The organism is Ignicoccus islandicus DSM 13165 (assembly GCF_001481685.1).
In the GTDB taxonomy this organism is placed as follows: domain Archaea; phylum Thermoproteota; class Thermoprotei_A; order Sulfolobales; family Ignicoccaceae; genus Ignicoccus; species Ignicoccus islandicus.
This window is the reverse complement of record NZ_CP006867.1, coordinates 1,352,050-1,372,915: the sequence shown is the minus strand read 5'-3', so window position 1 is coordinate 1,372,915 and position 20,866 is coordinate 1,352,050. Positions and strand designations below refer to the sequence as shown.

Annotated in this window: 22 protein-coding genes; 15 read left to right on the top strand and 7 right to left on the bottom strand. The window is 40.4% G+C overall.

The window, feature by feature from the left end; translation table 11 throughout:
• Positions 1–22: 22 nt before the first annotated feature.
• Positions 23–1,825, bottom strand: coding sequence for a translation initiation factor IF-2 (gene infB / locus EYM_RS07580; RefSeq protein WP_075050515.1), 1,803 nt, complete (start codon positions 1,823–1,825; stop codon positions 23–25).
• A 166-nt stretch (positions 1,826–1,991) separates the two neighbouring features.
• Here infB and EYM_RS07575 point away from each other — a divergent pair, with 166 nt between their 5' ends.
• Positions 1,992–3,104, top strand: a complete 1,113-nt coding sequence (locus EYM_RS07575) for an ion channel (protein WP_075050514.1) — start codon at positions 1,992–1,994, stop codon at positions 3,102–3,104.
• On the opposite strand, the gene EYM_RS07570 is transcribed toward EYM_RS07575, so the two are convergent.
• On the bottom strand, positions 3,050–3,889 hold the full coding sequence (locus tag EYM_RS07570; RefSeq protein ID WP_075050513.1) for a hypothetical protein: 840 nt from the start codon (positions 3,887–3,889) through the stop codon (positions 3,050–3,052). The two genes, EYM_RS07575 and EYM_RS07570, sit on opposite strands and share 55 nt — an antisense overlap.
• Positions 3,890–3,924: 35 nt before the next feature.
• Between EYM_RS07570 and EYM_RS07565 the strand changes: the two genes are divergently transcribed.
• Both EYM_RS07565 and EYM_RS07560 read left to right on the top strand, forming a co-directional pair.
• Positions 3,925–5,241: a PfkB family carbohydrate kinase gene (locus tag EYM_RS07565; RefSeq protein WP_075050512.1), complete on the top strand. Its 1,317-nt coding sequence runs from the start codon at positions 3,925–3,927 to the stop codon at positions 5,239–5,241.
• Positions 5,242–5,292: 51 nt separating this feature from the next.
• Positions 5,293–6,984: a S16 family serine protease gene (locus tag EYM_RS07560; protein WP_157058808.1), complete on the top strand. Its 1,692-nt coding sequence runs from the start codon at positions 5,293–5,295 to the stop codon at positions 6,982–6,984.
• 11 nt (positions 6,985–6,995) lie between these two features.
• Here EYM_RS07560 and EYM_RS07940 read toward each other — a convergent pair whose 3' ends face one another.
• On the bottom strand, positions 6,996–8,486 hold the full coding sequence (locus EYM_RS07940) for a FumA C-terminus/TtdB family hydratase beta subunit (protein ID WP_075050510.1): 1,491 nt from the start codon (positions 8,484–8,486) through the stop codon (positions 6,996–6,998).
• Positions 8,487–8,678: 192 nt separating this feature from the next.
• Here EYM_RS07940 and EYM_RS07550 point away from each other — a divergent pair, with 192 nt between their 5' ends.
• The gene (locus EYM_RS07550; RefSeq protein WP_075050509.1) at positions 8,679–9,578 is read left to right on the top strand and encodes a ParA family protein; all 900 of its coding nucleotides are present in this window, start codon (positions 8,679–8,681) and stop codon (positions 9,576–9,578) included.
• Positions 9,579–9,629: 51 nt separating this feature from the next.
• On the opposite strand, the gene ndk is transcribed toward EYM_RS07550, so the two are convergent.
• Positions 9,630–10,076 carry a nucleoside-diphosphate kinase gene (gene ndk, locus EYM_RS07545; RefSeq protein WP_075050508.1) on the bottom strand — a complete coding sequence of 149 codons (447 nt, stop codon included), beginning with the start codon at positions 10,074–10,076 and terminating at the stop codon, positions 9,630–9,632.
• A 7-nt stretch (positions 10,077–10,083) separates the two neighbouring features.
• Complete coding sequence (locus EYM_RS07540) at positions 10,084–10,278, bottom strand: 50S ribosomal protein L24e (protein ID WP_075050507.1); 195 nt, start codon at positions 10,276–10,278, stop codon at positions 10,084–10,086.
• Between the two features lie 54 nt (positions 10,279–10,332).
• On the opposite strand from EYM_RS07540, the gene EYM_RS07535 reads away from it, so the two are divergent.
• From EYM_RS07535 to pyrH, 8 genes are all read left to right on the top strand, one after another.
• Entirely contained in the window at positions 10,333–10,599 is a 267-nt protein-coding gene (locus tag EYM_RS07535) for a 30S ribosomal protein S28e (protein WP_075050506.1), read from the top strand.
• A 132-nt stretch (positions 10,600–10,731) separates the two neighbouring features.
• Entirely contained in the window at positions 10,732–11,145 is a 414-nt protein-coding gene (locus tag EYM_RS07530) for a RuvC family protein (RefSeq protein WP_075050505.1), read from the top strand.
• Positions 11,146–11,172: 27 nt separating this feature from the next.
• The gene (locus tag EYM_RS07525) at positions 11,173–12,054 is read left to right on the top strand and encodes a hypothetical protein (protein ID WP_157058807.1); all 882 of its coding nucleotides are present in this window, start codon (positions 11,173–11,175) and stop codon (positions 12,052–12,054) included.
• A 122-nt stretch (positions 12,055–12,176) separates the two neighbouring features.
• Positions 12,177–13,508, top strand: coding sequence for a branched-chain amino acid ABC transporter permease (locus tag EYM_RS07520; protein WP_075050503.1), 1,332 nt, complete (start codon positions 12,177–12,179; stop codon positions 13,506–13,508).
• Between the two features lie 11 nt (positions 13,509–13,519).
• Positions 13,520–14,551, top strand: coding sequence for a branched-chain amino acid ABC transporter permease (locus tag EYM_RS07515; RefSeq protein WP_083495131.1), 1,032 nt, complete (start codon positions 13,520–13,522; stop codon positions 14,549–14,551).
• Entirely contained in the window at positions 14,548–15,312 is a 765-nt protein-coding gene (locus tag EYM_RS07510) for an ABC transporter ATP-binding protein (protein WP_075050502.1), read from the top strand. Before EYM_RS07515 ends, EYM_RS07510 begins: the two co-directional genes overlap by 4 nt.
• The gene (locus EYM_RS07505; protein WP_075050501.1) at positions 15,312–16,037 is read left to right on the top strand and encodes an ABC transporter ATP-binding protein; all 726 of its coding nucleotides are present in this window, start codon (positions 15,312–15,314) and stop codon (positions 16,035–16,037) included. The genes EYM_RS07510 and EYM_RS07505 overlap by 1 nt, the downstream gene beginning before the upstream one ends.
• 22 nt (positions 16,038–16,059) lie before the next feature.
• Positions 16,060–16,749 (top strand): UMP kinase, encoded by a 690-nt coding sequence (pyrH, locus tag EYM_RS07500; RefSeq protein WP_075050663.1) that lies wholly within the window; start codon positions 16,060–16,062, stop codon positions 16,747–16,749.
• Here the strand turns inward: pyrH and EYM_RS07495 are convergent.
• Together EYM_RS07495 and EYM_RS07490 are read right to left on the bottom strand one after the other, a co-directional pair.
• Complete coding sequence (locus tag EYM_RS07495) at positions 16,717–17,472, bottom strand: hypothetical protein (protein ID WP_075050500.1); 756 nt, start codon at positions 17,470–17,472, stop codon at positions 16,717–16,719. The two genes, pyrH and EYM_RS07495, sit on opposite strands and share 33 nt — an antisense overlap.
• The gene (locus EYM_RS07490; protein ID WP_075050499.1) at positions 17,466–19,220 is read right to left on the bottom strand and encodes an ATP-binding protein; all 1,755 of its coding nucleotides are present in this window, start codon (positions 19,218–19,220) and stop codon (positions 17,466–17,468) included. The genes EYM_RS07495 and EYM_RS07490 overlap by 7 nt, the downstream gene beginning before the upstream one ends.
• A gap of 38 nt (positions 19,221–19,258) precedes the next feature.
• Between EYM_RS07490 and EYM_RS07485 the strand changes: the two genes are divergently transcribed.
• From EYM_RS07485 to EYM_RS07855, 3 genes are read left to right on the top strand one after another with little or no spacing between them, the layout of a single operon-like run.
• Entirely contained in the window at positions 19,259–20,326 is a 1,068-nt protein-coding gene (locus EYM_RS07485; RefSeq protein WP_075050498.1) for a DNA double-strand break repair nuclease NurA, read from the top strand.
• 35 nt (positions 20,327–20,361) lie between these two features.
• Complete coding sequence (locus tag EYM_RS07480; RefSeq protein ID WP_075050497.1) at positions 20,362–20,667, top strand: hypothetical protein; 306 nt, start codon at positions 20,362–20,364, stop codon at positions 20,665–20,667.
• On the top strand, positions 20,664–20,840 hold the full coding sequence (locus EYM_RS07855; protein WP_157058806.1) for a hypothetical protein: 177 nt from the start codon (positions 20,664–20,666) through the stop codon (positions 20,838–20,840). Before EYM_RS07480 ends, EYM_RS07855 begins: the two co-directional genes overlap by 4 nt.
• Positions 20,841–20,866: the final 26 nt, after the last annotated feature.

Below are 20,866 nucleotides of genomic sequence, written 5' to 3'. Positions count from 1 at the left end.
TATTAAGATGATGTGATGACGTTCAAGTTCCAACGGCTAAACCATATAGCGGATCCGTCTTTCTCTTAATCTTTATTATTTCGTTTAAAACGTAGCGTTCGTCCTCGCTTAGCTCATTTTTATACTTTGTGAGCCATAGTTTAGCATGGGACGAAGGTACATCTGTATACAAAACATCGCCTTCGAATAAGTGCCTGCCAACCATAACTCGTCCTTTAATAGAGATGGCTACTTGTTGACCTGCTTTTACCTCTTTCACTGATTTGCCTTTATCTTGTATTTGTAGAATCTTACCCACCTTTTCACCGCTTTCCTTCATTAGAGGATAACCCGGCATTAGAGTTCCTCCTAAGACTTCAATACCAACAATGACGGGATCGCTCCTTCTGAACACAAACCCAGGTAGGATCCTCAATTTTCCTGGTCGAACTAATTGCTCCAACTCCTTTCTCTTTTCTTGTTCTCGTAGTTCTTTGACCCAATTCTCGAAGTCTTCTATTAACTTATAGATTACATCATGTACGAAGATCTTAATATCTTCTTTCTCTGCAAGTTCTTTCGCTTCGGGCAATACTTTCACATTAAATGCTAATATAACACCATACTCTTTATTCATTCTTTTCGAAACCATTGCTTCCATCACATCCCTTTTAGTAACTGGACCCACTTTCGCCATTCTCACGGGTATGTCCTTAGACTTCAAGAATTGGACTAGGGCTTCAAGGGTCCCTAACGTGTCTGCTTTCACAACAACGCCTTCCTTATCGGTTTCGATAAGGACATCTTCTATTTCTTTCATAACCTCCTCCTTAACCTTCTCTAATTGACTCTCGTCAGAAACTACAAATACCGGCGCACCAGCTACTGCATTCTCCAAGTTTGGCGCCACTATTTTAACTCCTGCAGCTGCTGAAACCTCGTCCACAACTCTAAATTTCTTAGTTGCTCTAATCTCTTGTAGAGGTTCAGGTAATAACAGAGCTCTGACCTTAGTTACAATTGGCCCTTCTAAGCTCCCAACTACAATAACGTCACCTTGACGTATTATCCCATCGTAAATTATTGTATCTAGAGTTGTTCCGTAACCGGGCTCCTCCTTTACTTCCATTACTACGCCTTTAGCTGGTCCTTCAACGTACTTTAGACGTCCCTTCATATACCTCTGTGCTAGACCCGCGAGAAGCGCTAGAAGTTCCGGTATACCTTCGCCTGTCTTAGCAGATACTGGAACTATGGCTAATTGCCTAGTGTAATCCTTAACTCTATCGAATCTATCGCTATCGAAACCTAATTCAGCCAAACTTCCCATTATCTCATATATCCTATTATCTAGATATTCAACAACGGATTTATCCTGATGCCTCACGCTTACTAGGAAAGGCACGTTTTCAATACTCTTCCAACCAGGTATCTTATCTATTTTATTAGCTGCAACAATGAACGGGACTTTTCTTTGCTTTAATATCTCTACTGCTTCAATCGTTTGTGGTTGGAAGCCCTCCATCACGTCGACCACGAGTATTGCTAAATCTGCTACTGCTCCTCCTCTCTTCCTTAAGTTACTAAATATACTGTGACCCGGAGTGTCGATAAACAAGAGGCCAGGTAGTTCTAATTTTACGGTTGGTATTAGTTTCTTAAGGGGTTCCGTGACTTTTTCAATAACTTCCGTAGGTACTAGACTGGCGCCTACGTGCTGAGTTATTTTGCCTGGTTCTTTCATAGCAACTGTGGTACCTCGAATGCGGTCTAAGAGAGTAGTCTTGCCGTGGTCGACGTGTCCCAAGACGGCGACTATAGGTTGCCTTAGTCTCTTCTCGCTCATTTCAGTCTCACCTCACTACCTTTGGGTTCATTGATGACATTAGTTATAAGTGTAGGTTCGTAACTTTACCGCTCAGTGCTTGGCCCTCGATCATCGTTCACAGCTTTTAACCTTCATCATCGCGAAACGTTTAACTATCCTTCCCCGGAGGTCCTTCCGATAGCGATTGAGAAGGAGAGTTAAAAATCTAGTATACATAATACGAAAGTACTATGAGATTACTAGGCTATCAGTGATATGGTTCTATTCAACTGCTCTGAGTAAGGCACCAATCCTCCTTACACTAGCACTAATACTCACTATCACAATAATAAGCATACTATTCTCACATGTAGAATCATTATCTATGTTTAAAGCAATATATTGGGCTATAATAACAGTGACGACCGTAGGCTACGGAGATATTGTACCGGCTACTTTTATTGGAAAGTTAATAGCAATGGCATTAGCAATAGTCGGTTTCATGAGTATAAGCGCAATAGTCAGTCTGATCTCGCATGAGATGATTACTAGGACCATCATTGAGAGAGAGGGAGGTGGTAAAGTAAAGGGAAGCGATGTATTAGTCGTAGGTTCGTCGCCTTCTTGTGTCGAGTTAGCTAAAAGGTTAAAGGAACTCTCCGGAAGGAGCAGAGTAGTTTGGATTGCTTCCTTGGATACGGATGAGAAACTAATAGCTTTGGCAAGATCCTATAAAATAGTTGTTATAAAGGGAAAGCTAACCCTCTTAGAAACTTATCGTAGAGGAGACATCGATAATTGCAAGAAAATTATAATATGTGGTAAAGACGATGACGAGAGCGTCAGTATAGCTCTGATAGTAAAGAGCTATGAAATGAGGAGGCTTTTCCCACCAACAGTTTTAGCGTTAGCTTACTCCAAGAGGGGATATAGAATATTGAGCGAACTACTATCAATTGATGTAATTGTACCATCCAGTAACATAAGTAAGTTATTCTTGGAATCGTTTGAAGACCCCATTTCGGCTGTGTTCCTTTCAGCCCTTTCCGAGGGTAAACCTAATCTCATTGAAATAAAGCTAAAGCGTGGACCATTTGGAATGACTTTCGCACAAATAGGTAATAAATTTATCCCTATAGGCCGAAAGGTTCCAATCAACGTCATTGAACTCTCAGAAAGACTTTCAAAGCTTAATAAGAGATATGTCCACATAATAGCAAAGATCGTAAACTTAAATGAAGTTGAACCCGTAAGACCAAGTGATTACGCTGATGAAGATGATATACTTGTTGCAATTGAATTTACGTCTTTCAAGTAGTAGAGGTAATTTGGGGATAGTAAGGTTAGATCTCTACATTCTTCATTCCAACTGAAGTCTATAACCTCAAGCCTTAGACGCAACGATATAGATGATTTAGAGTACTCAAGGACAAGAAATTCCTTGTAATCAGCAATGGCAAGTTTATTTTCACACCACTTGAGCTTCCTAACGCTATTTACTCTAATTTCCTTGTCCTTAACGTACCCTTGTTTCTCATCCCATCTATATATAATAACATAGTTTTGAACAGGCACCGCTAGGAAGCTCAAATCACTGGTCCAAGCAACTCTAGTTAGATCCCATTGGTAACTATGAGTTGTAATCACATCCCCATTTTGATTAAGTAGAACCATATTTGTTGAAGATGCGACCACTATGATGTATCCACTCTGCGTTAGATCTATTCTATCTATGCTACCATCCCATATTTTCTTCTTCCAGATAACTTGTCCGTCTTCATTGAATTTAACTAAGTTACCATCAGTTGTACCAACTAAATAGAAATTATTTAGGTATGCAACAGTTGACGCCTCACTGTCGAACTTAATTACTTTATAAAGGGTTCCATCGTGATCATATAGCATCGCTACGTTATGAGTTAAAGCAGCAATTCGGTTCGTCCCCCATGCAAAGTCCTTGAATACGAAGAAACCTCCTATTAACCTAACGCTATTGCTATTAACATCAATAATTGCAAGACCACCTTCTCGTCGCAGAACTGCTATTTTATTGCTCTTCAAACAAACTTTGCTCCCTTTCACTGGATACTTTCTAAAATTCATTATTCTAACACCCCACGGCTATCTGGTGAGTTATATTGAGAAGAGCACTTACCATTGGTGGCCTTGATCCGTCGGCTGGAGCCGGTATAGAGACCGATGTGAAAGTTGGAGAGGTTTTCAATGTTCATTTCCATCCAATTGTTACAATGATAACTTTTCAAACTACTTCTATGTTCGCTGGAGGAACGTGTGTTAATAAGGAAGTTTTACTAGCCCAAATGGAAAACTATCTAGAAAAGGTAGATACATGGAAAGTCGGAGCTCTATGTAATGAGGCAATTGCTGATACGCTTGCTAACCTAGTTGATGAATTTAGATCGAAGGTCGTTCTTGATCCAGTTCTAGAAGCGTCTGCTGGTGGCAAATTGTATACTGGAAGGCTGAATAGTCTACTTGAACTCCTAAAGAGGTCTTACGCAGTTACACCTAATATAAAAGAAGTGGAGAGAATCCTAGGTATTAAAATTCGCTCGATAGAAGACATAAGGTGGTCGGCTGAAGAACTCCAGAAGTTGGGTCCAGAACTAGTGATAATTACAGGCGGACATTTCGGAACAGACGAGGAATATATTATCGACTACGTTAGATGGAATGGAAAAGAACTAATAATGAAAGGTAAACGAATACCAATTAACATTCACGGTTCCGGAAGCATCTTAGCAGCATCACTAACGAGCTTACTTGCCTCTGGCAAAGACCCAATAACTTCAGCAAGGTACTCTATAGGTTATACGAGAGTGGTACACCGATTCGTGAAAAGCTTAGATGGTGGATACGTAGGCGACGTTTTGACCAGTTTTAGGTTAGCTTACTATAGATTTGAATGTCACGAAGAGTATAGAGCTTTCATAAAGTGGCTTGAATCTCTGCCCTTTGAAAAGGCCAAGAAGATTGCGCCAGAGGTAGGTTTGAATGTAGCTTGTTCTATTCCAAAAGAAGTATCCCGGGGTGTGTCTACAGTAATAGGTGTACCTGGTCGGCTTCATTTGACTCCGAGAGGTTTAAGGAAATGCGACTGTCCGTGGTGGGGTGGTTCAAACCATTTAGCTCGCCTTCTCGTTAATGCCATGAAATATAGCGATTACAAAGTTGCAATTAATATAAAATACTCGGAAGAGAATGTCCAAAGATTAAGAGAGATGGGGTTAAAAGTAGTTGAGATTGATAGATCCCTTCAACAACGTGGAATGAAGACTATGAAATGGCTTGTAGAGTACGTCTATAACAAGTATAACGAAATACCCCAAGTAATTTACGATAGAGGTTTCTATGGGAAGGAAGCAATGATTAGGATTTTCGCGAAGGACTTGACCCAACTAAGGACAATCTTAAATGGGCTGATAGGAGACTAATACCAAACTTTAATCGCTTAGATAATCTGAAGAGTCTGGGCGTGTCGGAGGTTGAGTATCAAGTCGCTTACAATTTCACTCGTTTTGATTCTTCTCGCAAGTGGTAGCGCCTATGCATTTAGTAAGTGTTACGAAAAGGCTTCTACTGTAACTGTTCCAGTAATCGGTGTAACTTTCACTGAGAACGGAATGGAAGGTGTGGTCGGAAACTTAACAGTAGTAGTAGCATATCCGGGATCCGGTTCTATCTACGTATCTTCGGAACCTTTAACCCAAGTGGACACCCAGGGTATAGCAAGAATAGCTGTTCTGGTGGCTTCCGCAATAGCAAAGAAGGATTGGACTAAGTATGACTTCTTCTTTCGCTTCAAGACTCCTAGCGTAATCGTAGGCGGACCGAGTGCCGGCATGGCAATGACGGTAGCTGTTTACGCAGCGTTAACTAACCAAAAACCGAAGACTAACGTAGCTGGCACAGGTACGATAAGTCCAGACGGAACGATAGGGCCCGTTGGAGGCACGTATTATAAACTACAAGCTGCTGCAGAGAAAGGTTATACGGTATTCCTCTTACCATTCGGTGAAGAAAACGCTACAATCAGTAGAGCCACTACCATTAATTCACCTTTCGGGGTAATCAAAACGATAAAGTCTGAAGAAGTTAACTTAATAGACTTTGGTAAGAAATTAGGAGTTAAAGTAGTTCCCGTGAAAACAATATTCGAAGCACTAAGATACTGGCTAAACAATCCTCCAATAGTACCTCGACCCTTACTGGTAAGCGAATTGCCAAAGGAGGTAAGAGACGTTATGACGAATTGGGTTGATTACTATCTATCTATGTATAGAAAATATGAAAGGTCTGTTAAAGGCCTCACGCATGTAAGCGTTGAACTAATAGATCAAGCGAGAACTGCTGCAGAGAAAGCGGATGAACTGAGATCTACTGATGTGTATAGTTCGGTAAACTACGCGTTCACTGCCGCAATAAGAGCTGAAACTGCCTACTGGTATGAGAAGATGGTTCTAAATGGATTTAAGAGCTTAATAGAATTGGCAGACAACGTAGAGAGTCTCTTAAAAGAGGTTAGAGGGTTACTTAACCAATATAGTTATGAATACTTTGATTCTAACCATATAGATATACTTCTCACGTCAGCAAATAGGTACTTACGTGCAAAGTATTACTATCACGAAGCACTCAATTCAACGGAACTAAACGACATACTTCAGTATCTAATATACTCTAAATACTACGCTCTTGCAACACGAACGTGGTTACAACTAGCCAACGTTTTCAGTAAAGGTGAGAGTATAGATAAAGGAAGGTTCACCAAGACTGCTGAAGCGGTCTATTCTTCTGCTAATACTATTCTGGCCTACATACTTGCAATGAACATAAACTTAGACAGAAGCGGTGAAGAGGCCATAGGGATATATAAACTAGCATCATCCGAAGGCCCTCTTCAAAAGATGGCTGCTGGCATGTACTTGAATGCTATCCTTACTTACGAACTTCACGTCAACTACTCAATTAGTTTAGAAAACGTTCTTAAGAAAAGTGAATACGCCTCCGGAATAGCATTATCTCTTGCGAAATCCAATAAATTAAATCCTGTAATCGCTGAGATATACCAGTATTCGGCACGCAAGTTATCTTCATCAGATCCTGCGAGTTCCGTGCTGTTTTACGAACTCTCAGCAATGCATGTATATACATTATTACAACTAACAAACAAGTAATTTTAAAGGGTCTATATTTCCTTTAAGTACCGTTTAGCGTTTTCTACTGCCGCCTTGTTTACTTCTTCATAAAGACTATTACCATGGGAATCCATCGCAACTATTAACGGACCAAACCTTTCAACCTCAAAGACCCACATAGCCTCTGGAATTCCTAACTCCTCTAACCAATATACTCCCTTGACTCTCTTTATAGCCTTAGCAGCTAACAACGCTGCCCCTCCTGGAAAGGCCAAATAAGCAGCGCCGTACCTACTGAACGTATCAAGGAGATCTCTTTTCATTCCACCTTTACCTATAACCAGCTTGGCACCCGTTATTTCAAGGACTTTCGCTTCCAGTTCGTTCATTCGAGCGCTAGTGGTTGGTCCCGCTGCAATAACTTTCCATTCAGTTCCTTCCTTCTTTACCACGGGGCCGCAATGGTAAATAGCTAGACCCTTCAAGTCTATTGGAGGTTTACCTTCTTCAATTATCTTTTTATGTGCTTCGTCTCTAGCGGTAACTATGGTTCCGGTAACGTAGACTACGTCACCAGCCTTCAATTTTCTTACCTCGTTACTATCGACAGGTAGCTTAAGTTCACGTGCTTGAACATTAATGTCTTCTATGTGAAGTAAGTCTTTGCTAGTTACGTTTTCGCTTATTACTTCCCATGAGCCATCTCTCTTTATTCTTATCCGAGATTCCCTAGCAGCCCAACAGTTGAACGTAACTGCTACTGGATAAGATGCGGGGTGACGATAATTATAATCTATTTTTAAGTCAAGTATCGTTGGCGTGCCACCTAGTCCCATGGGACCTATATTAAGGGCGTTTATTTCTTGCTTCCATTTCTCTTCAAGCTTGCTTATTCTTTCCTCGAGATGTTTTCCTTTCCTATATAGGTTACTTTTTGAGAGCTTAACTGCCTCTTCTACTGTACCGCCGAAGGCTACGCTCACAATTCCAGGGGGGCACGGTTTTCCTCCAGCATCGAGTATTGCTTTAAACAAGCATTCCTTTACTCCCTTTAATCCCATTGATGGAGGAATCATGCATAGCTTAGATGGATATTCGCTTCCACCGCCTTTCGGTCTTATCGATATCTCAAGTGCGTCGCCCTCGTTTATTTCTTCTATCTCGACAATTGGCATGCCCTTGCCAGTATTATCGCCTGGATTAAATCCAGTAAGGGGATCCATAGTGTTCGGACGTATTGGTATCTCTGACGTAGCTTCACGTAAACTCTCTTCTATTATTCCTATTAGATCTCTATAAGAGATAGGGAAGTCGCGGCCTAACTTTATGCTAAATACCAAAAGACCTGTGTCTTGACACATAGGCTTACGTTCCTTTACTGCTAACTCAATGTTTCTTAGGATAGCCCCTAACTGGGCTTTAGCTCTACCTTCCGAATTCTCGTAGGCTTCTACTAAATAATCATAGATCCACTTAGGCAGTGCAGTTTCGGCGATCCTAATACCTTCCTTTATTGCCTCCTTGAGCTTAGCTTTTATCATTGTTAAAACACCATTAGGTTTATACAAATCGAAGGTAATTTTAAACAATTTGCGAACGGAAGTTTAATTCGCAATTATACTTTTTTAACTAGTATCTACGTTAAAAATAGTAAAGTACTATATGGGGAATTGGAATAGTGGTACTATAGGGTATTATAACTTGAATTGCTGACATCTGAATAGGTATTGAGATTGAAGATTAAGAAAAGCAAGGTAAAGTTCCATTGCGAACCATTGCTTAAGCGTGAGAACGTTATTACTGTGTGGGGCATCAAAGGAGGTGTAGGAAAGTCAACAACGAGTGCATTAATAGCTGCTAGCTCGGCATTCAAGAGTAAGCGTCGAACTCTGCTAATAGATGCTGACTTTAGAGACGGCGCATCGAGATTCTTCTTAGGAGAACGGGCCAGGAACTTGAAGGGGTGGTATGACGTATTAGAAATAGGAGGTTCCCTTGATGACTACACTCACGTTCTTGGTGATGGATTACTACACGTTATACCTTCAGGAACGCTGGATTCAGCAATCAAATACTCAGAAGAGATAATGAGATATGGTATTCCGCATGCAGCGCGAAAAGTCGCACAGACTCTCTTCGAAATATCGGAGTTTTACGACTTAATAGTCTTCGATACTCCTGCTGCTAGTTTCGCAGATATACCAATTTTGAAGTGCGTTATTGAGTCTCTAAACGCAAGAAGTGTTCTCCTGTCCCAAGCTAGCATTACCGAGATTGAAAGGACGCTTAGAATAGCAGAGGCTGCTATGGGAACTCTACCTGACATATTCGTAATCAACCAAATAACTCCGAGAATACTTACTGACGTTAACGAAAGAAGGTTATTAATGAATGAAATAATGAATATAGTTGCTAGAAACGTCAAAGTTTTAACAATTCCATTTATGAGCAAACTTTATAAGAGAATATTATGGGAAAGTTCCGAGGTCCAAGTGCTTCTAGAATGTATAGCCTATCTAATATGGGGGAAGGGTCGTCCACAAGTATGTACAATTTCTACGCGAGGACTAATGACGGTCGACTTAGCTAAATCGATAGCATCGATTAGAGGTAAAGAAGAGAACGTTCAATGATAATGAAATATGGTTCTTTATTTGCTCTGTTTAATAACTAAAACGAATCGTTTAGTAAATCGCGTGTAGGTAATCGTAATCCACGAGTTCGTCTAGTTTAAAGAATATCGATGCCTCCTTCTCAACTTTTTCCGGTGAGTCAGTAGCATGAACTATGTTCCTCGCTTTACTCAAGGCGAAATCACCGCGTATGCTTCCGGGTTCAGCTTCAGCGCCGTCGGTAGCACCGATCATTTTCCTAACAACTTGAACCGCCTTTGGACCCTCTACAATCATTACTACTACTGGACCCGAGGTAACGTATTCAACCAAGTCATTGAAGAACGGTTTGCCTTTATGTTCAGCGTAAAGTTCCTCTGCCATCTCCTTACTCATTTTAATCATTTTCAATGCCTTTATCTTTAAACCTTTCCTTTCGATTCTTGAGATTATTTCTCCTATTAACCCTCTTTTAACTCCATCCGGCTTTATCATCACGAACTCTAATTCGACGCTCATTACTCAATCACCTTCCGTAATTTGCTGTCCAAGGTAACTTACGCGCCTTCCTTCCCATCTTATAGTTCTTGAAACACTTGCTGCTACAGAACCACAAAATCGATCCATCGTTTCTAACAAACATTATACCCGTTCCTGGCTCAATTTCTCTACCACAAAATGAGCACACTCTATGTTGCACTTTCCGTCCCCGTTCCACCATGGAATTTCAGATTTAAAAAGGATATTCCAGAGTACGAATCCGGGTTAGAAGGAAGTGACTGAGAAGAAGAAAATATATGTAGGGGATTGGATCGAAGAAATAAAGATCACAGAAGAAATAGGATTTCCTGCAGAGGTAATCCAGATAATAGGAAGAACTGGTGTAACTGGTGAGATAACCCAAGTGAGAGCAAGAGTGCTTGAGGGTAGAGATAAAGGAAGAATCTTGACAAGGAACGTCAAGGGTCCAGTAAGAGTAGGTGATATTCTAATACTTAGAGAAACTGAAAGAGAGGCGAGAAAGCTATCTGGAAGGAGGTAACGTAATATTAAAAAGAATATAAGTAAGAACTACTTCAAGTTATTCCGAGACGTTTGCCTTCAAGAACCTATCTCGGAAATTCCTAAATGCAAGATCTATTGCGATTCTGTTCTACATGTCTGTAAATCGTATTTGTCTTGTACATATAAATTACTCGCTAAATGTTTAGATGAAAAGGATCTTCCGATAATAGGAATTGATCCCGGAGAGAATTGCGGTCTTATCGTAAGATTGAGAGACGTAATATTGTTTTCATGGGAAGGTCCTAAAGACCTACTAATCGATACCATTGAGCGAGTGTTAAATGAAATAGAAGTCTCTAGAATAATGGTAGGCAATGGAAACATTGATACATCAACGCAGTTAATTATTGCTCTAATGGAAATCGCCAGCAAGAAATCTATTCCTCTATATCTCGTAGATGAACCACGCACTTCCGTTGGAACAAGTAAGTTCAGAAAGGCTATGCTCTCAAAGAAACTAGGGAGACATGCCTATTCTGCCTTTTTGATTTCCAGGAAGGTAAGCGCTTTCCGACTCTTATAATTGTCTTATGCCCCTTAGAGGGGACTGGTGAAAAGATCAGTGATGCCTAGTCACCCGCCTACAAGGAAATACTTACTTCAACAGTTAGAAGAGTATTGGGACAACGAATACTGTGTAATAGCGATCTCAAACAATCCTAGAATAGATCCTTCGTCTTCACCGAACGTACTACTTTCGCATATCAGGGACGTAAGTAATATACTATCACTAGTGATTAAAGGTAACTGTGAAAAGGTCGCCTTACTTTACAATACCACTGGATCTACGCTATACTTCGCCGACTACTTACTTAAACAAATGCGTGGAATAGGTGTAACAGAACTGAAGGTAATAGTTCTTGACTTTGCGTTGAACTTAGGTGTATTAACGCTTCTCGGTGCTGACAACATAGAACTAACGCCCTGGAGTTTAATTGGGTCGGCTGTACCTTACATACATTCAAGCCCGATTTCCACGAAAGATGCGATGATTGTTAAGGAACTTGTTGACCAAATAATGGTTTCTATACCAAAAGAGGGTGTGAGTGGTAAAGCCCAAATACTACACGCGCTATCAGTCTCGGGTATGTACTATGAATACGAACTTTCGAGAAGGTCCGTCAACTACGTTGAAAAACTAATAGTGGATCTATTGGAGGGAAGAATACCCGAAGAGAAAATAAACGAAATACTTGATAGACTTCTCTTAAAAGTAGAACTTCGAGAGCAAGTCATGAGTGCTAAGGAATTTAAGGACTTAGTTCCATTTGCGGAGATAGTGAGTGGAGAATTATTAGACGCTTTAAAATCATATAGATATATGCTCTCTGATTTGTTCGAAAATGAGAATACGTTGGTTCTAGTTGAAAGCAGCTCCAGAAGCTATACTGTATCTCTAAGTCAAGGGAGTATGCCGTTCAAGTTATTTTAGCATAACCTATATACCCAATTACACAATATACAATATAAGATATGTTCGTATCTTAAGTATTCGGTTTACCAAAAGTAGCCTAATATATACTCATTCCTCCTCACGGAAAAGGGCACTAAACAATGACGCTGCTGCAAAAGAAGTTCGCTATTGGTATAATAGTTATTATTGCATTACTGATCCTCGTATATTCGCTCGTGCCTAAGGAGGCATGGGGCACCAGCTACTCGCAACTCCCTCAAGTGCTAGTTGATACAATACTACTAGGAAACCTTTACTTCCTTATTGCGATAGGGATAACAATGACCTTTAGCGTAGCTAAGTTCGCCAACTTCGCACACGGTGACGTTGCAACAGTTGGAGCGTATGCAGCGTATCTTTTGTACAACTTCGCAATAGTTAACGGTGCAGTAAACGGTATCGTTCAACCGATTTTCATTACTGGAGTGGTTATTGGAGCCGTACTGAGCTACTTTGGTAAGATAAAGAGAAACAGTACATTCCTAATGCTCGGAGTAGCGATCTTAATATCGGCTGCTATACTTGGAATAGGTACGTATGTCTTACCACAAAACCTAATTTTAATTGCCGCTGAAGCACTAATAGTAAGTGCTATAATCTCATTACTATCACATATACTAGTATATAAGCCCCTTTCGAATAAGGGTGCAACGTTAGTTCAGTTAATGGTAGCAAGCATAGGTGTTGCTCTGATAATAAGGTATAGCCTGTATGAAATGACTTGGTACAGCAGACAGTTCCTAAAAACTGAGATAGCTTATCAATCGTTCGGTGTTCAACTCTCTAACTTCCAAGCATGGATAATGAACGGGACGCTTCTAATTGCAAAGCCTTCCTTAACTGAAACATCGGAATTCATACCAGCAATAGAGATATCACCTACTGGTATTGCATTCAAGAAGTTAGATGCATTCGAGGTACTGTTTAATTTCCCTCAACCATTGATATCGTTTACTGACTTATACATATGGTCGTCCGCCACTGTTCTAGCAACTGTTATATTACTAACACTAATGTTTAAGAAAACGAAAATAGGAAAGGCTTGGAGAGCTGTTGCCAACAATCCCGTCCTAGCAGCCGCTTGCGGTATTGATATTGATAGCGTAGTGAACTTGGCTTGGCTAGTTGCTGGCGCGTTAGCTGGTCTAGGAGGCTTATTCTGGGCTATGCAAACACAGATCTATCCGGAACTCGGATGGATGATACTTCTGAATGCGTTCGCAGTGGCAGTACTAGGTGGTTTAGGCAGTTTCTGGGGAACTTTTGCAGCAAGTTATATATTAGCATTTGCAGAGCAGTTCGGAGTTACGTTATTGGCATCGATAGATCCTCAATACACGGGTTACAGGTTCTTGATACCATTCACTGTCTTCCTCTTAGTGTTGTACCTGAAACCTGAGGGCCTAGCTGGCCTAAAGACTAGAAAGGCATGAGGTGATGTGAGGTGAAGGCTTCTCTAAAATTAGACAGAACTGGATTAATTATAGGTATAATAGTAGCTGGTATAATAGCTTCTTTCGCTACAGTTAATGTAAGTTACACACTAGATCTAATATTCTTCCTAGCTTTTTACGGTATCGCTGCGCTTAGCCTTAACTTGGAATATGGATATACCGGACTAAGTAACTTCGGAAAAGTAGGATTCATTGCGGTAGGTGCATACACCGCTGGCGTTCTTTCAGCGGCATTTCATTTACCTATGATAGTGTGTATTATAGCTGCAGCTATCGCCGCGGCAGCCGTTGGGTTCGCAATAGCTCTACCTACAGTTAGGCTAAAGGAGGACTACTTAGGTATGTCAACTATAATAATAGGTGAAATGATAAGGATACTTCTCAGAAACACACCAACGAACAGCGTCTGGGGAGGCGTCTTCGGTTTAAGAGGTATCTCGCCACCGTTTAACTTCATAGAAAATCCGACGTTGAGATTGTTGACGTACGTCGGATTCAGTGTGGGGTTGTTCTTCGTAATCTATTTGTTACTAGAAAGGTGGGGTAACTCGCCTTTAGGTAGAGTCTTGAAAAGCATTAGAGACGAAGAACTCGCATCGAAAAGCATTGGTAAGTTCACATATAGATATAAGCTACTTTCATTAACACTAGGCAGTGCTATAGCTGGTATCGCTGGAGCGCTATACGCGTTCTATTTCCTCTACTTAAACCCAGACACTTTCCTACCACTTATAACCTTCATTATTTGGGTTATGGTAATAGTTGGCGGTATGGCAAATAACGCTGGTGTCGTAATTGGAACTGCTATAATAATACTAATAAACAGACTCACCCAAATAGCCAAGGACTACATTAACCTACCTCTCGAACCCAACTATTTCCAAGCTATATTAGTTGGTCTGTTGATCATCCTATTCTTAATGTTCAGACCGCAAGGTCTGGTCCCAGAAAAGGTAGTTAGAACGCCGGCATGGAAGGTATTGGAAGAGGAAGAAAGGAAAAGCGGAGGTGAGAATCAGTGAGTGACAAGATACTCGAAGTCGAACATGTTAGGAAAACCTTCGGTGGTGTAGTAGCACTAGATGATGTCAGTATGAGTATCGAAAGAGGGACCATGACGGCGCTAATAGGACCTAATGGTTCCGGCAAAACTACTCTCTTCAACGTTATTGCAGGCGTATATAAACCAGATAGAGGAAAGGTCTTGTTCGATGGAACTGATATAACTGGTTGGCCTCCAGAGAAGATATACCATAAAGGTCTCGTCAGAACATTCCAGATACCTAAAGTATTTAAAGGAATGACCGTCTATGAAAACGTCCTAACTGCCGCAAGAGGGAACCCCGGTGAGAGCTTCTTTAAATCGCTTTTGAGGCATATCTGGAGGAACAAGGAGATAGAAATATCTAATAAGGCAATAGATACAATGAAGCTCCTGAAAATTTTCCACATAGCTCGAAACATGTCTGCGGCAATAAGCGGAGGACAAATGAAACTCCTTGAAATATCTAGAGGCTTGATGAGCGATCCGAAAATGTTACTCTTAGACGAGCCTGCAGCAGGTGTTAATCCAACACTGGCCCATCAAATATTTCAATTCCTTAGGAAGTTAAGAGAGGAACAAGGTATGAGTATGTTAATCATAGAACATAGACTCGATATACTTTTCGATTACGTCGATTACGTTTACGTAATGAGTAGAGGTCGTATAGTTGCAGAGGGAACCCCTCAAGAAATTGTAGAGAATCCTGTAGTTATAGAAATATATTTAGGTGAGGCATAATGCCCGAGAAAGTAATAGAAACCATAAACTTAGTTGCTGGATACGGAAAGATGGTCATACTCCACGGAATCGATTTCTATGTTTATGAAAAAGAAATAGTTACAATAGTAGGTCCAAACGGATCGGGAAAAAGTACGTTACTTAAAGCAATATTAGGAATAGCTAAGGTTATATCCGGAAAAGTTCTATATAAGGGGAAAGATATTACAAACGAGAGACTCGATAGAATAAGCAGAATGGGTATAGGTTATGTACCACAAACGAATAACGTTTTTACAAACTTAACTGTAAAAGAGAACTTGGAAATGGGAGCGTATATTATAAAGGATAAAAACGAAGTTAAAAAGCGGATGGAGGAAGTTTTGGAAATATTCCCAGACCTAAGGGTTCGACTCAATCAGTTGGCTGGTAGCCTCTCGGGAGGAGAAAGGCAAATGTTAGCCATGGCAAGGGCATTAATGGCAAAACCGAGTGTTATGCTATTAGACGAACCGACTGCCGCTCTCTCACCTAAATACGTAGACTTGGTCTTAAATAAAATAAAGGAGATAAGAGATTCTGGTGTCACAATAATACTGGTCGAACAGAACGCCAGGAAAGGTCTAGAGATAGGTGATAGAGGCTACGTTCTAGTAACTGGAAAGGTTGCTTACACCGGTCCAGCAAGGGAGATACTGGAGCATCCAGAAATAGGGAAACTATACTTGGGCCTAAAAGAGGCGTAGGTAAAGAGGTGTGTACGTTCAAATGAAGGTTGTAGTGAAAATTTCCGGAAAATTTATCTCACCTATAGATAAACCATTAGTAAGAGAATATGCTAAAACACTAGATCAAATAATAGAAGAAGGTCACGAGTTGTTCGTGGTGGTCGGTGGCGGATCGATAGCAAGGAAATATATAGATCTCGTAAACTCGAACAATTTCTTGAAAGACCTAATCGGTATTGAAGCTTCTAGATTAAACGCAAGGGCTCTTGCATATACAATGAAACATTCAATTAAGAGAATACCCGAGAGTATTGATGATTTGTTAAAGTTATACTCACTCAACTTCCGGAAGGCGATAATAAGTGGAGGCCTTCAACCAGGTCAGTCAACCAATGCTGTCTCCTTATTAATTGCTGAGCTAGTGGGTGCAGAACTTGTAGTCAACGCCACTACCGTAGACGCTCTTTACGACAAGCCACCTAGCGATCCTACAGCTAAGAAGTTGCTCAAGGTAAGTTACGACGAGGCTCTAAGGATTTTATCGTCTACCCAATGGAAACAAGAGCCTGGAAGGTATGAACTATTCGACCTATTATCTCTTCATATAGCTAAAAGAAGCAAGATACCTATAGCTATAGTAAACGGTTCAGATCCACTTAATGTTTATAATGCTATAGTAAAGGGATATTATGGATCGTTAATCACCAACGAACTTTCTAAAGAACTCTAACAATTGATCCCTCTCACCTTCACTTAGCTCGCACCTCAAGTTTCTTAGATACTGAGGACCATGATCTCTTAAATCCCTTAGATACGTTAACTTCTCATAAAAACATTTAAGATCGAACACGTATATCTTTTCATTGTTGCTCAATTCGCGCTTAAATTCTAATAACATCATATTCGGGTTCTTGGCGACTAAGTAATCTATAATCCTTCTTACGTTTTCAACCGATTGAGTATCCGTTCTCATTATTTCCCTTAAACATGAAGATACCTTTTTCAAAACTTGAGCTACGCATATAATATCAGAAGGTGGTTTGCCAAGTCGTAGCGTAACTAACTCGCCTTCTCGTCCATCAATTACCGCTAAACCCAACGCTGAAGGTTGACATCTGCTTGGAAAGAAACTTCCAATACATGAAACGTCTCCAACGATGATTCTTTCACCGTTAAGGAACCTCTCGAAATCCTCGAGTACGAGTTTCCATGGAGACTTCATGCATTGAACGTATACAGTAAAACCTTTTGACGCTAGCTGACCTTCTAAGCTTTCTTTTTTAGAGATAACTGTACTAGGGTTAACTTCAAAAATTGTTGGTAGGACTTTACGAGCCCATTTAACTTCCTTGTACTTACAATTTCGCAATACTAATATCTTCTTAAGGTCAGATTTCCTCAGGATTATTGGAACGATACCGCTTACGCCACCAATTGCTATTCCTACTACCACACGTCCTCCTCCTCGAGATATGATTCGCGCTTCTTTTTGATATTCTGCCATTCACTTACTATATCTATATCGCTACCCAGACTCTTACCTTCTGCCTTATCTATTTTAACAATGGCCGGGAGGGGTGTCATAGGGCCTAGGAGTATTGCTTCACCTACATCGAGCGATGGAAGTTGCTTCAGTAGGTCGTCACTCAAGCTTTCACTACTAGCTTGAACGTGTTTCTGATCCATTGGTTCTATAAGCCTCATTACTATCATGTTATTCGCTTGACTTAAGGTATCCTGATCTAAGCCCTTAGGTCGTTGTGATACTAAACATATACCTACACCGAACTTCCTTCCTTCCCTAGCTATTCTAGCTGTCCAATATTTGGTTAGAGTGGTACGATCTTTAGGCGCCAATATGTGTGCTTCTTCAAGAACCAAGAAGATAGGGTATTCGAGGCCGTTGATTGAATCTCTTTTTTGGACATAAGCCTTTCTTGCTTGAAGGATGTCTCTTAAGATAGTACTTACTATTATATCTGCTGCTTCCTCATCGACTTGACTTAGATCTACTACATTTACTTTACCGGGCTCTATTTGGCTAACTACTTTAGGTACGTTGAAATCTATAATGTTTTCGTACCTGTTTCGGCTTTCTTCTATTTTGACTAAAAGCGAGGGCAACGTAGTATTTCTGTCACTTGAGCTTATATCTAGAAGAGCGATGGAATGCTCGCAAATGGATGGATCGTAGTTAGAACATGATTGCAAGGTCTTTACGATATCGTCCCTACCTAAAAGCCTTGCTATATCATTTAATGACCTAATAGGCTTGTTTGGGTCGACCTTTCCTTTTAATTCTTCCAATACTTTCCTCACGACTTCTCTATTTCTTATAATAGGTAAAGCTACCTTACTAGAGGCATTCATTAATTCAATTAATGCCGTTGTAATGAAATCAAATAGTTGTGATTCCCTCGTATATATTTGCGCAGAATACATTACTTCCCATGCTGAGAGTATGTTGCGCAAGTAGAGCTCTTGTTTTGGAGCGTCTCTTAACCCAATTAGTTTAGAGAAACTGCTGATATCTAGTTTAGCCGGATTCACCTTAGCTTGTATTAAGTTAATTTTATCAGATTCGAAAGCGCTGGAATATTCGCCATGCATATCAAATATTAGAATAGTACCTCCCTTCTCAACGAGTCTCGAAGATATGATAGTGACTGTGTTGCTTTTACCGGCACCAGTAACTGCTAGTATAGCTAAGTGCCTACTTACCATCTTATTAACATCCACGTAAACGCTTACCTCTGGATGAGCTGAAAGCCTACCTATTCTTATGACGTTTCTCTCTAGACTCTTTGAAAATATCTTTTCTAGAACATCGTTTGGTGCTCTCCTTACTTCACTTAGTGGTTCCGGTGCTGTGGTAGGTGGACTTAGACGTATTCTGGAATCGCCTTCGCTAATTTCTATTTGTGCTAATAGTTTTATTTTCGCATAGATTGCGATATCGTTCGTCGACAATATACTTTCGTCAAGATTCATTAATGAAGAAATGTCCTCCAAGCTCAGAGGTCTATCGAATACGGGATTCTTGCTAATTACTTCTTCCACAAGTCCTATTACGTCACCCTTGGTTGTTTTTAGTACCACATATTGTCCGCGCTGAACGAAATCGTTGAACGATGCCGTGACGTAATTAGTCGTGCTTTCTCCAATAACAAATCCGATACTTTCGTTGTTCTCTCTCTCCATATATACATTATCCTCCGGTATTACCATAGGGAAGAAAGGTGGCTTTTAAGTTCATCAACGAGTCTGCCAACGAAGAAGAGAGACGATACAAGGGCATATTAGCTGATGCCATCGCTTTTCGAAGAAAGCACGTCCATAGGAATTTCCTAAAGGAAGTAATTGAGAGACATAGGGACGATTTCGATAAATTGTGGATAGATCAGAGCGATATGGATACTGACTTAAAGCTAAAAGTGTCATCTCTTAGCGCAGTTGATGGTTCTAAATGTAATCAAAAACTTCAAGCCTATCCAATTTTCGCTGTAAGGGCAGTATCGATACCATTTTCAAAAAATGGAAATACCTTACCTATTATATTAGAGAAAATGGATGTATTAATACCCCATGAGAAGTATGAAGATAGAACGATACTCTATATGGAAGGATTAGAAGCTGAAATACATGGCTTCACAGTGGATCGATTAAGAAGTATTGAATTAATGTTAATGGATGGTATGTTCAGCGTAGCAAGTAGATGCAAAGAAGTCTTAGAGAAATATGGTTGCGAGCCCTTCGATGGAGGGCTAGTTGAACTTCTAGATTACATAAAATCTAATAACTTAGATGCGGGTACAGCGATAAAAATAGAATGCGGATGGAAGAAAAACTTATATAAAGAAGTAGCCGAACGGGCAAATAACGTACTAACCATATATGTTGGAAAGTCGTTTCTAAGTAACGAGCTCTTTGGGGACAACATCTTAACGGATATTGGAATTATAAATATCTTGGCTAAAGATAAGGTTGGTATGACTAAACCACAGAGGATAACAACGGTCGTAGGTTGTAAGAAATACAGGAAAGAGGTTACACTTACTAGATCCTATATGAAGCTCTCGAAGAACGGCGCTCCACTAACGGTCGAAGTTATAGGTAGTTACGATGAAGTCGAAATGAACAAGATATTTAACTTTCTAAGGCGAACCTCTTTGAAAGGCTATCCACTACCACTAACTCAAGCCCACAGGAAAAGCAAAATAAGTAACGCTGAATGCGATTTAATACTTAGTAGGGCATTACCCACATTCGTTTCAGAGTTAATTAGAACCGGAAGGGAAGCCCTTTAATATCAGAGCTTGAGTGGCTACGAAGGGATCTGAAAATGCTCAAACCGGTGGACGTCGACGTCTATCTCATAAAGGCAAAAAGGGGAACTTTCGGCGAAGTTGCTATAGCAGTTGCAGTAGGTAGAGTTCCATCGGAGACCCATCCGAAAATAGCTTCGTTCGTAATACCTCCTAAAGAATTCGAAGAGAAGAAGGACAAGCTAAAGGGTAAGATAAAGACTATTTCCATAGATTCGGAGGATTTCAAGAAACTCAAGCCCGAAGTACGGAGATTGGCTAGAGAAGCATTAAGGTCTCCCTCCTCTTACATACCAGAGGAACTACTAGAGGGTTTAGAGTGAGTAAAGAAAGGAGTAAAATAGAACCGGCCGTTAAAGATATAGAAATTGGAAAAGTCGAGTCAGAGAAGGAATGCTTTAAAATATGCCAAGAGAACTTCTGCTACGCGTTGGTTTTCGACGAGCAAAGCGGTAACTGCAAATGTATATACTGTACAGGGTTTATGCGCGACTAAAATGCTTATAGATTATCGAAGGTCTC

Excerpts from the sequence above, each read along its gene's own strand:
- infB (WP_075050515.1), bottom strand. The coding sequence starts at position 1,825 with ATGAGCGAGAAGAGACTAAGGCAACCTATAGTCGCCGTCTTGGGACAC.
- EYM_RS07570 (WP_075050513.1), bottom strand. The coding sequence starts at position 3,889 with ATGAATTTTAGAAAGTATCCAGTGAAAGGGAGCAAAGTTTGTTTGAAG.
- EYM_RS07940 (WP_075050510.1), bottom strand. The coding sequence starts at position 8,486 with ATGATAAAAGCTAAGCTCAAGGAGGCAATAAAGGAAGGTATTAGGATC.
- ndk (WP_075050508.1), bottom strand. The coding sequence starts at position 10,076 with ATGAGCGTCGAATTAGAGTTCGTGATGATAAAGCCGGATGGAGTTAAA.
- EYM_RS07540 (WP_075050507.1), bottom strand. The coding sequence starts at position 10,278 with ATGGTGGAACGGGGACGGAAAGTGCAACATAGAGTGTGCTCATTTTGT.
- EYM_RS07520 (WP_075050503.1), top strand. The coding sequence starts at position 12,177 with ATGACGCTGCTGCAAAAGAAGTTCGCTATTGGTATAATAGTTATTATT.
- EYM_RS07505 (WP_075050501.1), top strand. The coding sequence starts at position 15,312 with ATGCCCGAGAAAGTAATAGAAACCATAAACTTAGTTGCTGGATACGGA.
- pyrH (WP_075050663.1), top strand. The coding sequence starts at position 16,060 with ATGAAGGTTGTAGTGAAAATTTCCGGAAAATTTATCTCACCTATAGAT.
- EYM_RS07490 (WP_075050499.1), bottom strand. The coding sequence starts at position 19,220 with ATGGAGAGAGAGAACAACGAAAGTATCGGATTTGTTATTGGAGAAAGC.
- EYM_RS07480 (WP_075050497.1), top strand. The coding sequence starts at position 20,362 with ATGCTCAAACCGGTGGACGTCGACGTCTATCTCATAAAGGCAAAAAGG.